8 protein-coding genes are annotated in these 15,453 nt (G+C 44.3%); all 8 read right to left on the reverse strand.

Translation table 11 applies throughout. From position 1 onward, the window contains the following. The coding region (locus STRDD04_RS10545) for a SpGH101 family endo-alpha-N-acetylgalactosaminidase (protein WP_082757335.1) at positions 1–7,667 on the reverse strand (7,667 nt) is incomplete at its 3' end. 709 nt (positions 7,668–8,376) lie between these two features. Further along, on the reverse strand, positions 8,377–9,291 hold the full coding sequence (locus STRDD04_RS03235; protein WP_062199298.1) for a TDT family transporter: 915 nt from the start codon (positions 9,289–9,291) through the stop codon (positions 8,377–8,379). Between the two features lie 49 nt (positions 9,292–9,340). Then, complete coding sequence (locus tag STRDD04_RS03240; RefSeq protein WP_062199300.1) at positions 9,341–10,198, reverse strand: GNAT family N-acetyltransferase; 858 nt, start codon at positions 10,196–10,198, stop codon at positions 9,341–9,343. Between the two features lie 50 nt (positions 10,199–10,248). Beyond that, positions 10,249–12,114, reverse strand: coding sequence for an ABC-F family ATP-binding cassette domain-containing protein (locus STRDD04_RS03245; RefSeq protein WP_062199302.1), 1,866 nt, complete (start codon positions 12,112–12,114; stop codon positions 10,249–10,251). Then, positions 12,111–13,316 carry a CCA tRNA nucleotidyltransferase gene (locus tag STRDD04_RS03250; RefSeq protein ID WP_062199304.1) on the reverse strand — a complete coding sequence of 402 codons (1,206 nt, stop codon included), beginning with the start codon at positions 13,314–13,316 and terminating at the stop codon, positions 12,111–12,113. Before STRDD04_RS03250 ends, STRDD04_RS03245 begins: the two co-directional genes overlap by 4 nt. Continuing rightward, a complete protein-coding gene (gene dapB / locus STRDD04_RS03255) occupies positions 13,313–14,080 on the reverse strand; it encodes a 4-hydroxy-tetrahydrodipicolinate reductase (RefSeq protein WP_062199306.1) in 768 nt (255 codons plus the stop codon). Before dapB ends, STRDD04_RS03250 begins: the two co-directional genes overlap by 4 nt. Positions 14,081–14,127: 47 nt before the next feature. Next, entirely contained in the window at positions 14,128–14,976 is an 849-nt protein-coding gene (locus tag STRDD04_RS03260; protein WP_062199872.1) for a DegV family protein, read from the reverse strand. Positions 14,977–14,978: 2 nt separating this feature from the next. After that, on the reverse strand, positions 14,979–15,353 hold the full coding sequence (locus tag STRDD04_RS03265; RefSeq protein WP_037617102.1) for a DUF1149 family protein: 375 nt from the start codon (positions 15,351–15,353) through the stop codon (positions 14,979–14,981). Between the last annotated feature and the right edge of the window lie 100 nt (positions 15,354–15,453).

Consider the following 15,453-nt stretch of genomic DNA (forward strand, 5'->3'; position numbering starts at 1 on the left):
AATTGTGTGTTTTCACGTTCAACAGTATTAAACGGTAGAGCTTCGGTCACAATATCCAAGCGTGGTTGCTCGACTACTGGAATCTTAACACCTTTGTCTGGAGTCGTCTTGTGAACTGGCGGGGTAGCTGACGCATCTTCTAAGCTATTGAGATAAGTTGTAAATTCTGCCAAGCGAGTCGGAGTCAACAAGTGGTTATTTGTCACATAAGCAGCCACCTGCAAGAACTCTTCTACTGCTTCACGATTAGCCTGACTTGTCAACGTCTTAGCACGCGCAAGAGCCTTATCATAAGAACTTGTGTCCAGAGCAGCCTCGCTTGTTGTTGGTAGATTAAAGACTAGTTCCGCTGCTGATTGGTATTCATTTTCGCTATCGCCATAAGTCTGAGTGCCTGTCAAGACAATCTTCTTAGCCTTGATAACCCGACCAAAGTCAATAGTTTTAGTTGCTGCATTATTTGGCCAATTATTGGCTGAGAAGCGGTGTTCTTGGCCTCCTTCGTCCGTCACTACCAAGGTAACATTTCTAAGATTACCATTGGAGCCTGAAGAGCGTGGCACATAGGTCAAACCTGTCAAATCAGTTGGTTCTCTCAAGACCATAGTAGCAGGTTTATTTACACCACCACCTGACCACGGTGTATGCCATAGGCTAGAGCGGTTACCATCAAAGGCTTTAGCCAACTCTTCACCAGGCTGAGCTGGAGCTTCCAGAGACTCAAAGTCAGATGCCCTAAGGGAAGTTTTCTTCTCCACCAAAGCAGATTTAAGATTATCTACTGTAGCAATAGCCTCTCTAGCTTCCTCGACTGAGATATCATCATCCTGTTGAGTTAGATTATACACTGCATCTTTCAGCGCATTCATAGACTCAGCCGTGTAATTCGTTCTGGCAACTAGTGGCAGATAATTATTGATTGCTTGGTCAATTAACATCTTACCTGTCAGCTCGACTTCTTCGATTTGCAGACGATCCATTACAAAGTCATTGTAGCCACGGAAGTTTGCATCCCCACCTGCATCTCCATTTGTATTACCACCTCTAGCAGTAGAATAGATACCAATCCAGGTATTACCGTCCGGTGCTCCCGTTACAAGGAAGGTTGCTCTTTTAGCTTTCTGTGAACCTTTCCAAGTGTTCGGAAGTTCATGCACTTGTTCATTACCCAGATCACTGGTCCATTGGTTTCCGACTTGCTTCCAAGTTACTTCACCACTGCCGCTGACAAAAGCATACGTACCGTCAGAGCCCGCTTCATAATCAAAGGTGACTCGATAGGTCTTACCTGCTTCAAAGCGGAAGTTTTGTGGAATGGTTTGGTAAACCATACGTTGGCGGCTCACCAGACCATTGGTTTTGAGGGACCAATCACCCTCAATAACATCATCAATCTTCTTACCATTCCAGCCACGTTGTGTATATGGTGCATTCTTCTCTGACAAGTGAGTCCGGTTGTCTTCGACACCTTCGACACCACCAATAACAAATGGGAAGATTCCTTGACCGACATTTTCAAAGTTTTGTTTGAAGACACCTTTTTGGTTATCATGACCACCGGCATACATTGTAGAATTATTCTCAAAGACTCGAATTTCATCAAAGTAAGTTGCTTTTTCACCTGCTTCACGGCTCAGGGTCAGGGTCACATTGGACACGTCATCACCTGTCGTGAAGTAAACATACATATTTTGGAAATAGCTAGTGTTATCCACTGTCGCATTGCTGCGGTTGGTATTGTGAGCATAGGCCTTTACATAGTTTTGAGCAATAGACTTATGAGTGTAGTTGGTGATTGTCTTGCCACCTGATTGGACCGTAATACTTGCCTTAGCATCACTTCTATTATCCACTCCGACATAAGCAGCATACTTAGTATTTGGCTTGAGACCCGTTAATTTCTGAGTCAGAGTCACAGTACTTGTATTGTTTTGAATACGGAGCATATCATTGGCACCCTGTGACTTGACAATCTCAGCCTTAGATTTGTCGCCTGTAATTGTCCAATGATCCAGCTTGCCACTGTTAAAGCCTTGGTCATAGATATGCATTCCTTCGCTCCAAGACATTTCCTTGTTGACCTGTCTTGTACGATAGAGAACGTATGGCTGATTTGCCAAAAGATCCAGCGTCAGCTGATTATTCGTCACTGTCAGCTCTTGCTCTTCAACCTTACCTTGGTCGGTTAGCTTGTAGAGATAGACTTTGTCATTCCAATCACTCGGCAGGGTCCAAGTTGTCTGACCTGCTTTTGTATTGTAATAATACATCTTTTCTTGAGCTTTTTCTAGCTTATTACCGTTGGCATCCCAATTCCATGGCACCAGATAAGCTGAGCCATCTTGAATTACACGTCCGTTAAGAGTGACTGTTCTCTCACGGTAGCCTGGATTTGCCACATCGTTTGATTTACGGCGAATAGTAACTTGATTGTTGTCCTTGTCTGTTAGACCGATTTCCATTTCTGGTGTCCACTTATAGCTACCGCCATTGTCATTCATGGTAACCGGATTACCATTCTTCCAAGTTGAGACAGTGAAGTGTTGGAAATACTTGGTCATGACATCATGAGCAAAGAGGTTGGTCACATAGCCATTGTAGTCACTTCGTCCTTGCCAGCCCTCAAAGTCCTTCATGCTGTAACCGCCAAGCAGCGGATAGTTGGCTGCCCCGCCATAGGATGGATAGTCACCAATCCAAGAATCTTTTTGGTGATTGCGGATGAAGCGGACGATACTGCTGTTGATACCCTTGTTAGTATAGCCACCATAAGTCAAGTCAGCTGCCCAGTGCTGGAAGGTCGAGTCATACTCACCACCATGTCCCCACTCAATGGTGAAGCGCCAGCCTTGTTGGTTGATTTCTTTTGCCAAGACGTGAGTTGCCCAAGCACCATTATCACCTGACTGACCATTACCCCAGACATCGACATAGATAAAGTCCAGTCCTTCACCAAGTTTTTCCTTCAAATCTTGCCAGCGTTTGAGACGGCCATGAGCGAGGTCATAGGCAGCATCAATATTGATACCTTGATCCAGCCAGTTCCAGCCATAGCTATAGCTACCGTCAGGATTCTTGCGTAGGATTTCTTCTTTGAAGTATTTGGATTCTGGATAGGTTTCTGATGCGTTGACGTGGATACCGATGTGAGCACCGTATTCCTTAGCCCTAGCAATCAAGGTCTTGAAGTCTTCAACTCCACCGATTCGTTTACCGATATCTGCATAGTTCAAGTGGCCAGAGTCATGCCCTTCATTTCCATATCCCTTCAAGAGGACACCTTGGCCAAGTCCATCGGTATGAAGATTGATTTTCTTAATACCATCCAGAGTCATCAGGAATGGATTTTGAGCTTGAGAGCCAAAGTTCATGGCAATTCGATAGGCGGTGATGTCTTTAACCTTTTCCCAGCCTTGCGGGTTGTTCATGATTTGACGATAAGCTACAGCCGCATCCTGCCAGTCCACTTGGTTATCCTTGTTGGCATCTTCGGTCACGACCACCTTAGCACTTGGCAATTCCAGAGTATAATCTGGATAAACGATTCCCTTATGTTCTTTTTGCCATTGCCATGGTGAGCTCTTGATTGCGACATAATTAGCATTGCCGATTGTTTGCTTGTAAGCAGTCAAGCGTGTAAAATCATTCGAACCGCCGCCAAAGCTGTTTTGAGAGTTACTCCATACACCAGCCGCCAGCTTGTCTGTTGAGACAAATCCGTACATGTATCCCTTGCGCAAATCCGACATCGGATTAGTCACATTGATATGGTCATCTCCGCTGACATGGGTATTGTTGGACATGGTCGCCCCATCAAACTTAGCACCAGCCTGCTCGCTAGAGACAGATACTAAAGCATTATCTGCAAAGTTGATAGAAGAAATCAATTTTCTAACATCATCGATTGGTTTACCAGCTTCGACTTGGTTATGGTTGACGATTCTTGTCACATCAAAGTGCAATTGGTTGTCCACTACTTTCAAGCGAACGGTCATTTCTGCATCAATCAAATGCTCTGGATCCTTCAAGACCAAATCATACTCAGCTGTCTGCTCATCAACCTTGCGGTAAGTCACTTTCGGCTTGATAGCATGTGAGTTGATGGTGACTTGATCCAGCTGTTTGACTTGACCTGTCAGTGTGTGCTTGTTGACTGTGTAGCTCTTGACACGCGGGAAGGCCTTATCAATCAGCACTTCCATCGTTGCTGAGTGAATCTTATCATAAGTGACTTTAGAGTCATCTACAGCAGGACCTGTTTCCTTTTCTCCTGTCGGCTGAGTTGGAGTCATGCCTTCTTGGTTATCTGTCTTTATCAAAACAGAAGTCAGTTCAGTGCCCTGATAAGTACCAGCCTTGACCAAAATCTTGCGCTCATTCTTGAGATTCTCCTTGACTGCAGCTGGAAGCGTCACTGTATTAAAGAGTTGCTCGCCATTATTGGTCGCATTGAGCTGACCATCTGCCTTCAGGGTTACTACCAAGTTATTGGTTGAACCTTTTTTCGGTGCTGGTACACGAGTCTGACGATACCAAGCGCTGTTACCATTTCCTGGCGTTTTGTATTCCCAGAACCAGCCTTCTTTGTCATAACCGACAAAGACATTGTTTGATGTATCTTTATATTTCATAAAGACACCAAAGCGGCCATGGTTTGTTTCAGAATTTTCTACAAAAGTTAAGTTGACACTAGCATTTCCTTCTTGATCTACCTGCAAGCCTTCTTTCTGGAAGAGAGCTGGATTTTGATTGTTATCATGAGTAGATTTTGAGGAGAGCTGGTTATAGCGGACACCGTTCTTCTCAACTGTAGTGACTGTTCCATGCTGCTCTGTTGTTCCTACAGGAGTCCACTCAGCTGTCTTCTTAGCTGCAAATCTTGCCACTAAGTCAGGATCTGGAACTGTTGGTGTCGGTGCAATATAAGGTGTGACTGCTTCTGGAGCCGAACCTGCGGCTGGAAGTCTCGTTCCGATTACAGAAACAGCCAAATTATGAATACTTTCTATGCTGCCTGATTTCAGCTTAGTAATCTTCTGACCAGCCGAATCATCATCCGCATAGAACAAAAGCGTCTTACTATCTGCCTGGGTGACAAAGGTAGCTTCCTTGCCGTTTTCTAGTTCAAATACCGGTACTTCATTGACAAGTACTTCGTGATCAAAACGCAGGGCAACGAGTCCTTCTTCTGTGTTTTTCGCGCTGACTACCTTAGCCTCTGTCGGATAAACACTGTTTTTCAGCAAGAAATCCCAGTTAAACTTCTTGAAGGAGAGAGTATAGTCATTTTTATTTCCTTCCGCTCCTTCATAAAGCAAGCCAAACTCTTGATCATTGATTTGTTGCAGAGAGTTGTAGGCAAATTTCCCTTTATTGATTTCCCGATGAGCAATCCAAGTCAGATTGCCAGCCTGATCTACTCTGGCAACTCGAACATGACCATTATTTCTGTCAGGTCCGCTGGCATTCGCCAAAATCACATATTCTTGTCCATCTTTGACTGTGCTAATCGCTGACATTTGTACATAGACATCAGGCACATCTTTGTAGCGTTTCACTTCAGGAAGCCAAGTAGCACCTCCATCTTCACTGGTTGCAACCTGCAGGTCTCGCGTCAATCCACGCATGAACATTTTCAGCTGACCGTTTGCTAATTGTACAACGGTTGCTTCCGTATTTTGAGCAGATGGATGATTCATGGTGCTGGATTGAATCTCTGCATTATTCACTCTGCGACCATCGTTGACTGCTGCCCCAGAATGCCAAGTTTGTCCATTATCGTCTGAATAGATAACCCGAGAAGACTGAGAACCATGTAAATGGGAAGATTCGTTAGTCGAATAAGTCGGAATAACCAAACGTCCTTTGTACGGGCCTGTATGAAGGCGAATACCTGTACCAGGACCGACCCCGTAGAACTTCATCCAGTTTTTCTTGACCATAGGAGTGATATCATGCGGAGCAGACCAAGTCAGTCCATCATCCTTACTCACTGATGTCCATAGATAGCTAGTCCGAGCGACACGGAAAGGCGAATCTTTCTTCGTCGTGAAATAAATATTATCAATCAGGCGGTCTCCGTCATAAAGGTCACCTTTATCTCGATAGTCTTTTTCCTGTGGATTGACCACTACACGATAGGTTGTCGCTGCACCGTTTGCATCATAGACTGTTCCATTTTCACGAATTGTATATTTTTGGCCATTTTCGTGATAAAGAATCTGATAAACCTTGCCATCAATCGTTGTATAAGCTTCTTCGTTTTTAGCAGGCAGGTCAAAAACAGCCCGCCCTTCTGTAAACATATCATAGATGGCATGAATGGTTCCGTCTTTATCCTGAACCATAGCCACATCAATCGTTACAGGAGAGCCCTGATTCGGATCCGTTGCTTTGGGATTATTGCGCAAATTGACAATCGTCTTTTCTGGTCCCCAAGTCTGGCCACCATCTGTACTACGGCGAATAACTGTACCGATATCCCCCCAGTCTGACGCATGCAGGCGGCGCTGATCCGCAGCCGCAATCAAGGTGCCTTTCTGAGTCTTTAACAAGGCTGGGATTCGATAGCTTTTAATTCCTTGACTATTAGCCTGACCGCCAGCTCCGCTCTCAAATACATCTGTCTTTTCACTCAGGGAGGCACCAGGAGCTAGCTGTCCTTCAAGTTCTTTCCGCTTGAAAATCTGGCTACGCTGAGCTACTTCCTCTGGTGAAAGAGCACGGTCATAGACAGTTAGATTTCGAACGGCAAAAGTCCCTGGCCAATGGCTTTGCTTACCACGTACTGTAGCGCCCAACTGCATATTGGTCAAATCCGGCATGTCACTCAAGAATTTTCCTGACTGATAGCTGGTTCTTGATAGGACACCATTGACATAGAGACGCACGCGGCCTTCTGGAGAATCTGGATTTAGTCTTTCTACTGTATAGGTAATGGAGTTCCATTGACCCGCAGTTACTTTCAGAGGGGCATTGTTATAATTTTCATAGAATTGCTGCCCATTGCGATCACGACCTTCGACAACTGCTGTTCCATTATTGACCGCAAGAGTAAAGTATTCGTTGACATGAGAGGAGCTAGAAGCAGAGAATACACTATAAAACTTTGGCGAATTTGCATCTGGCTTAAACTCCAAATGAACCGTTGCATTCTTTAATTTTTTCACCTTATCAAGCTCGCTGGATAGGTCTTCTTTAGGGTGATCTGTTTTGTTAATCGTGATGTCTTCTTTTTCCAAGACAGGTTTGACATTCTTTAAAGAACGGGAATAATAGTCTCTTTCAACCGTTTCTTCTGTCTCAGCAGCTGCATCAGAAGGTTTCTCTGAAGTGGTACCTGTATCTGTTGATGGAGATGCGGGTGTAGCTGCATTTTCTGTAGATACTGGTGCAGTAGCAGTTGCTGCTGCAGGCTTATCCTCTTTTTCTACTTTCCCATTTACCTCTGAAGATGTTGCCTCTCCCGTAACTTCAGTAGCAGGAGGTGCCACACTTGGTTGAGATACCGCAACTACTCCTGCTGGGCCAGTTGGTGTCTCTGCTAGACCGTCAGCAGAGACTTGATTGGCCCCAAACAAGACCGCTCCAATCATAACAGAGCAAACACCTAACGTTAGCTTGCGAATTCCAAACTTACATCTTTTATCAAATAAATCTCTATTCATTTGACAACCACCGATAGTAAGCGTTTACAATTTATCCTAAATTTTTCAGGATACTGTAAAACCCTTCTATCCCTTTCTTTTTATGTTAATATGTTGATTTTAATATATCAAATATTTTAAGAACTGTCAAATTATTTTACAGCAGAAAATTAGATTCTGCTTAGAATAAAGATAGAAAAATATTCGTTTGAAGTGGAACCACACCATGTCACCTCACTTCAAACGAATGTTCAATCATTGCTCAAAAATCACTAGCCAAGACTCACTTCGCCTGTACCATAATCAAGCACATTAGCAGATTGCATATTGGCCAAAGAGAGATAGGACTCCAAATAAAAACGACTGCATCTACAGCCGTCGAGTTTATTTCAAAATATATTTTTTGTGCTCTTCTACTACACAGCTTTTATCCAAGCAACGGTCCAGTTCTAAGCTTCTACCTTGCTATTTTTTCATAGTTCTTTGAAAAATGGCTGGCGCTTCCGCTTCAGGGCACGAGATCCAAACTCTTTTCCTATCAATAGATGAGATGACTGGACAAGATTCAAAGTTCATGACAGCAGAAACAGCCATTATCCTTTCCTTGCTTACGCAATTTATCACCCAAAATCTTACTGTTCACAATGACTATCACATAAGGCAATTTGAGAAACTCCCATTTTTCCCTTATTACAAATCTTACTATTAAAGCATAAAATCGTAGAAATCTTTACTTTCCAAAAATATCCTTTAGATATAAGAATGCAACATAAAGGACAACAAGCATAGCTGTCAGAATTTCAAAAACAAGCAGAATCTGCCCAGCTAAACCTAATTCTAGTACGTTTAAAGATTGCTTCAAAGCCACAGCCGAAATGACCAAGGGGAAGGTAAAGGCAGAAAAACCTGCTAAAAAAGGACGCTTGATCAAACGAGGAAGTTGCCATAAAATAAAGGCATAAAAGCATTGTCCTGAAATCAAGAGCAAACTCAATAAGACAGGATTTGGCTGAGGAAAAGTAGCCACATAAGCCGCTGTCATCAAGGAAATAGGCGCACAAATCGTTGTCGTATTCGGGCGAACATTCTCTGCTAAGCCGATTTTATAAGTCTTATAAAGGACGATTGGTAAGACCGAGATGGTCGCTAAAAGCCCGTACCAAAAGACCAGCTGCCCCAAAGCCAACTGCTGGGGAACTGTAATTGTCAGAGGAGCGACACCAATCCCGACAAATAAGACCGTCCAAGCAGGAAAGACGTTCTCCCACTTGAAAGGGAAGACAAAGGTCAGGATATAATAGACCATCAAGAAAACCAGCCCGCTAAAGCTCAGCCACCACAGCACTTGCGCACTAATTCGGGCAAAATTTCCCAAAAAAGTCCAGCTCGCTAGATAGGTCGAAGCCACCATTCCCTGCATGAAAAAAGTCGGGAAGACCGAGGCCACTAGCGCTTGACCTAGTTGCTCTTTGACTTGCTTGGTATGCGTCAGCATTCCCATCACTAGATGGAGGAAAAACAAGAGTGCCAGACTTGCTAAAAGATAACGCAAGAACTGACTAACATCGCCGACTAAATTTCCCAAGGCTAGTAAGCCTAGCACCAATCCTGCCTGAACTAAGAATGGCTCTTTTCTCTTTATCATAAACAGATCTCCTGACCTCCATAGCCCTTTACTCTGAAGGCTAATCTTTTTATTTTCTCTTTAAATAAACTGTTTCCGACTTTCGTTTAAAGCCCAATCTTTCATACAGCCTCAGGGCACCTGTATTCTGGGCTTCTACGACGATTTGACAGACTTGTCCATTTCGGCTAGCAAGGTCATTCAGGATAGACCTGACTAGGTGACTCCCTAAGCCCTGTCCCTGAAAGGCCTGATCCACAGCTAAGGCAAACAGATAATTGCTACCAAAACTTGTATCCACTGAGCAGGACGCCACGATTTGACCATCTTTTTTCAGGACATAGAGCAGGCTATCTGGACTCTCCAGCGCTTGACTGGCATAGTGAAGAGCAGTCTGCATCGGCATTTCAAAAATCTGTGACTGAAACGCTGCAATCTCCGCAACCATTTCCTTTCTCCCCAGCAAAACCTCAAGGCCTTCTTTTTCTTCTTCAGGGAAAGTCCCCACCGCCTGCTCCAGCCAGATTTCCGTTTCTTTCAAATCATAGTCAAACTTCTCAGCAAAGGTCGGATGGTCTGCTAAAAACTTGACTTCACTGATGTATTCGATTTGGGATAAATCGTATTTCTCTGCAATTTTGGAAAATTCCTGCAAAAGAGCACTCGCTATGCCTCGTCTGCGATAGTCGGGCAATACATAGACAGATACCTCTGCTTGGCCTGGCTCATCCGCATAAACCGATAAAAAACCGACCGTTTGATGATCTAGATTGGCCAGAAAAAATGCTGGCATGTCCACATCAAAATTATAGGCGTTATCCAAATAAGGAAGTCGATAAGTCCCATCTGTAACGTGGCAGCTTTGAACCAGCTCAAAAAGCTGATCCTTGATTTCCTGACTAGGCTGGCTATAAATCTGTATTTCCATCATTCTCCCTCACAAACTTGTATCCATAACGAATGTACTGCGAAACTGTCCTACTCCAACTCACTCAAATACTCATAGCGCTCATACTTTTCAAGAAGCTGCTCATTCTTGTCATCCAGCTCCTTCTGAAGTTCCGATAGCTTGGTAAAGTCCGAGCCATTCTGCTCCATTTCCGTCTCAATGGCAGCGATACGCGCCTCCAGCTCCTCGATATCCGCCTCGATGGTCTCCCACTCTTGCTTTTCAAAGTAGCTCATCCGCTTCTTCTGTTCCCGCGCCTTGAAGGGCTTTTCCTTTTCTTTCTTTTGAGAAATAGCTGCGCTGGACTGTCTAAAAGCCTTCTCATCCAGATAGTCCGTGTAGTTTCCAAAGAACTCCCTGACCTGACCATCTTCAAAAGCTAAAATCTTGCTGGCTACCTTATCGAGGAAATACCGATCGTGGCTAACTGTGATCACTGGCCCTGCAAAGCCCTGCAAGAAATTTTCTAAGACCGTCAAGGTTGCGATATCCAAATCATTGGTCGGCTCGTCCAGAAGCAGGACATTGGGCTTTTCTAGTAAAAGCTTGAGCAGGTAAAGCCGCTTCTTCTCTCCACCAGACAATTTCTCAATCAAAGTACCGTGGCTTGAGCGAGGAAAGAGAAACTGCTCCAAGAGCTCTGCAATGGATGTCGTCCCGCTACCAATCTTAACTTCTTCCGCCACTTCTTGCAAGTAATTGATGACCCGCTTGGACTCATCCAGCCCTTCAATCTGCTGAGAAAAGTAGGCCACTCGGACTGTCTCGCCGATTATGACCTGACCAGATTGAGGCTGCAACTGACCAGCAATTAGATTGAGCAAAGTAGACTTGCCCACTCCATTATCTCCGACAATGCCTAGTCGATCTTTGTTTTGCAGCAAGAGATTGAAATGCGACAAAATCTGCTTGTCCCCATAAGCAAAATCCACATCCTTAAACTCAATGACCTTCTTCCCAATACGGCTGGTTTCAAAGTTCATTTCTAAGTCCGTCTGATTGGTCTGACCAGCCAAATCACTTTTGAGGTCATGGAAACGATTGATACGTGCCTGCTGCTTGGTCGCTCGCGCCTGAGGCTGACGGCGCATCCAAGACAGTTCTTGCTTGTAAAGCTGCTGTTTCTTGTGTAGCAGGGCAGCATCGCGCTCATCTTGCTCAGCTTTGAGTCGGACATAGTCCTTATAGTTGCCCTGATACTCTATCAAGTTTCCACCGTCTAATTCAAAAATCCGCGTGGAAATATTGTCCAAAAAATAGCGGTCGTGGGTGATAAAGAGGACGGTCTTCTTTGAATTTTTCAGGAAATTTGTCAGCCATTCAATCGTATCAATGTCCAGATGGTTGGTCGGCTCATCCAGCAGCAGCAAGTCTGCTTCGGAAAGCAAAACCTGCGCCAATTGCACCCGTCGACGTAAACCACCTGAAAGCTGGCCGATTTTGGCTGCCAAATCTGCGATACCTAGTTTGGATAAGACGGTTTTCACCTGACTCTCAATTTCCCAAGCGTGTAGCGAATCCATTTCTACCATGACCTTATCCAGACGAGCCTGCTTGGCTTCATCATAAGCTGCCATGAGCAGTTCGTATTCTCGAATGAGCTGCATTTCTCGCAAATCACTGGACAAAACAGTATCCAAGACTGTTTTGTCTTCATCGAAATCTGGTTCCTGAGTCAGATAGGATATTTTATAGTCAGATTTAGCTGAAAAAGGATAGACATCACCATCAAAGCCTGATATGCCAGACAAAACATCCAAAAGGGTGGTTTTTCCTGTTCCATTGACTCCAATCAGTCCAATCCGATCCAAGTCGTGAATGATAAAAGAAATCTCTTGAAAGACTGTCTTATCCCCGACAGACTTGGTCAGCTTTTCAACGATAAAGTCACTCATCCAACTTGCTCCTTAATAAAGTTCATAATCTCTTCCTTGCTATTTGCCAATTCTCCGTCGACAATGGCCAATTCAATTTTAGTCAAGATTTGTCCCAATTCTGGTCCGGGTTTAAAGCCGTAATCTCGAATCAAATGACTGCCCGTCACTACAATCTCATGTTTATCATGAATGGCCAGAGCAGCATATGTCGCCTCAATAGCCTCAAACTCAACTGGCAAGCCTGCTGCCTGTCTCAAACTTTCAGCTTGCAGAATCAAATCCAAATCATACTGATAGCAATCTCGCTTAGACAGGCTACGTTCTTGTCGAATCTCATAAACAGCCGCCAACTGATTCACTCGCTTTTGAAAGTCATTGGACGTTTTCCAATGTTTCAAGAACTTGCGAACATCTTTCACCTTTAAAGCCAGCAGAAGCGCAGCCCAAGCCTGCTCGGAACTAGAAAATTGAAAATCTTCTTCTAAACCGTCTAGTAGTTCCTGCAAAGCCTCTGCTGAATCTTTCATATCAGGAAGAAAGTCGTAGGCAGCAGCGTTGATCAAGCTCTCCAGACCTTTTCGCCAGAAAGGTGCCATCAGGAGCTTGTCAAACTCGATAAAAATCCGTTCTACCGATATCTTCTCCAAAAGCGGCGCACAGTCTGCCATAGCCTGAAAGGTCAACTCTTCCAAATCAAAGTCTAGACCAGCCTGAAAACGAAAGCCTCGCATGATGCGGAGAGCATCTTCATTGAAACGCTCTGCAGCCACTCCGACTGCCCGTAGAGTGCGATTTTTCATATCTGCCAAACCATTAAAGAGGTCTACAATCTCCCCATTCTGATCTAAAGCAAGAGCATTGATAGTAAAATCCCTGCGCTTCAAGTCCTCTTCCAAAGAGCGCACAAAAGAGACCTGACTAGGCCTGCGGTAGTCCACATAGACATCCTCAGTCCGAAAAGTCGTTATTTCGTATTCTCCCTGGCCTTCCAAGACCAGAACTGTTCCATGCTCAATGCCGACATCAACAGTCCGAGAAAAAATTGTTTTGATTTCCTCGGGATAGGCCGAACTAGCAATATCCACATCGTGAATCGGACGATTCAACAGAGCGTCTCGTACAGAACCACCGACAAAATAAGCCTCAAAACCAGCCTCTTTAATCTTCTCTAATACTGGCAAAGCCTCCTGAAACTCAGAAGGCATCTTCTCTAATCTCATAGTAAATGTTCCAATCCATAGACCAATTCAGAGCGCTTCACTACCTCTTTGATACCCAGATTTACCCCAGTCATAAAGGAAACCCGGTCATAGGAGTCATGCCGCAAAGTCAACCCTTCTCCTTGACTACCAAAGATAACTTCCTGATGAGCGACCAAGCCCGGCAAACGCACTGAGTGAATCCGCATACCGTCAAACGCTGCCCCACGGGCACCAGCCAACGATTCTTCCTCATCAGCCGCTCCCTGCTGCTTACTCGTCCGAACTTTGCTGATCAATTCAGCTGTCTTGATAGCCGTACCGCTCGGTGCATCTTTCTTGTTGTCATGATGCAGTTCGATAATCTCCACATCTGGGAAATACTTGGCTGCTTGAGCTGCAAACTGCATAAGCAAAACGGCTCCCAGAGCAAAATTCGGGGCAATCAATCCACCCAGACTCTTTTGACGCGATAGTTGGGTCAAGTCTTCAATCTGCTCAGACGTGAAACCAGTCGTTCCGACCACCGGAGCAAAGCCATTCTCAAGAGCAAAGCGGGTATTTTCATAAGCAACTTTTGGAGTCGTAAAGTCAATCCAGACATCTGCTTGGAGACCTGTCAGTTCCTCTTTGGCATTAAAAACCGGAACTCCCGCTACTTCTTTTTCAGCTGTAAAAGGATCCAGCAGACCAACCAAGGTCAACTCAGGGTCTTCCGTTACCATCTTATAGGCTGCTTGACCCATCTTCCCTTTAAAACCAGCAATAATGACTTTTATACTCATCTCGAACCTCTACTCTCTATTTCTGGACTAGCTGCCCTGCGGAATCGCTATACAAGCGGAATGTAAGCCAAAGCGACACTGCCTTCGCCCAAGTGAGTGCCGATGACACTGCCAAAGGTAGCAAGGGAAATATCATCTGCCACACCAGCCTCTATCAGCTGCTGGCGCAAGCTTTCTGCCTTTTCCTCAGCATTCCCATGAATCACGATAACTTGATAGGAATCCGTTCCAGTTCTTTCCTCAACTACCTCAAGCAACCTCTTGGTCGCCTTCTTTTCCGTCCGAATCTTTTCAAAGACTTCGATAACACCCGCATCGTTAAAATACAGAATAGGCTTGATACTCAGGAGATTGCCCAGAATAGCTGCGCCATTAGACAAGCGACCTCCCTTAACCAGATGATTCAGGTCGTCAACCATGATAAAAGCGCTGGTCCCATCGATTTGTCGCTGAATCTTAGTCAAAATCTCTTGAAAATCCTGCCCTTCCGCAGCCCAAGTCAAAGCATTTTCAACCATGATCCCCAGCGGAGCACTGGTAATTTTTGAATCAGGAAAGGCGATTGCCAAGCCATCAAACTCATCTTTGAGGTACTGGATATTTTGATAAAATCCTGAAATCCCACTGGATAAAAAGAGACCCAGCACATGAGTATAGTCCTTACTGGCAAGGCTAGTCAAAGTTTCCTCCAGCTCTGCAATACTAGGCTGGCTAGTCTTTGGCAATTCATCTGCGGCAGCCATTTTCTCATAAAACTCACTGGCTGTCAGATTTTTTCCTTCTACATAAGTTTCGCCAGCAATCACTACTGGAATATCTAAGACAAACAGATTTTCATTTTCCAGAAGATTCTCTGATAAAAAAGCAGAAGAATCCGTTATAACCGCTAATTTCATCATTAGAACTCCAAATTAATACCTGGCAAATCCAAAGCAATTTCCGTCACTTCATAGGTCAGACGATTGAGCATAGTCAAACAAGGACGAGCCAATTCCTCCACTTCATTTTGATCAAATTCACTAGGTTCCTGGACCAAACGTCCCTGAATATGGTTAGCCTGTGAAATCGTTCCGCTGATGACAAAGTTATCAAATACAATCATGAAAGTCAAAATGACAATCAAAGAAGTTGTTTGGGTTTCCTCATTCCGCTCAATTAGCTGAAAATTCACATCAACCTTTGTTTCTGGTGTTCCATTTTCTTTTTCCCATTCAAAGTTGCGCGCGTCAAAATGATATTGGCTAACAAATTCTTGTTCACGTTGTAAATTCATTACTATTCTCCTAAAAATATACGATAGCCCATTATATCATAATTCTATGGGACTTTCTACCTATACTTATCAGCAGAGGGTATGAATCATGCAAAAAAAT

Source organism: Streptococcus sp. DD04 (assembly GCF_001578725.1).
GTDB lineage: Bacteria > Bacillota > Bacilli > Lactobacillales > Streptococcaceae > Streptococcus > Streptococcus sinensis.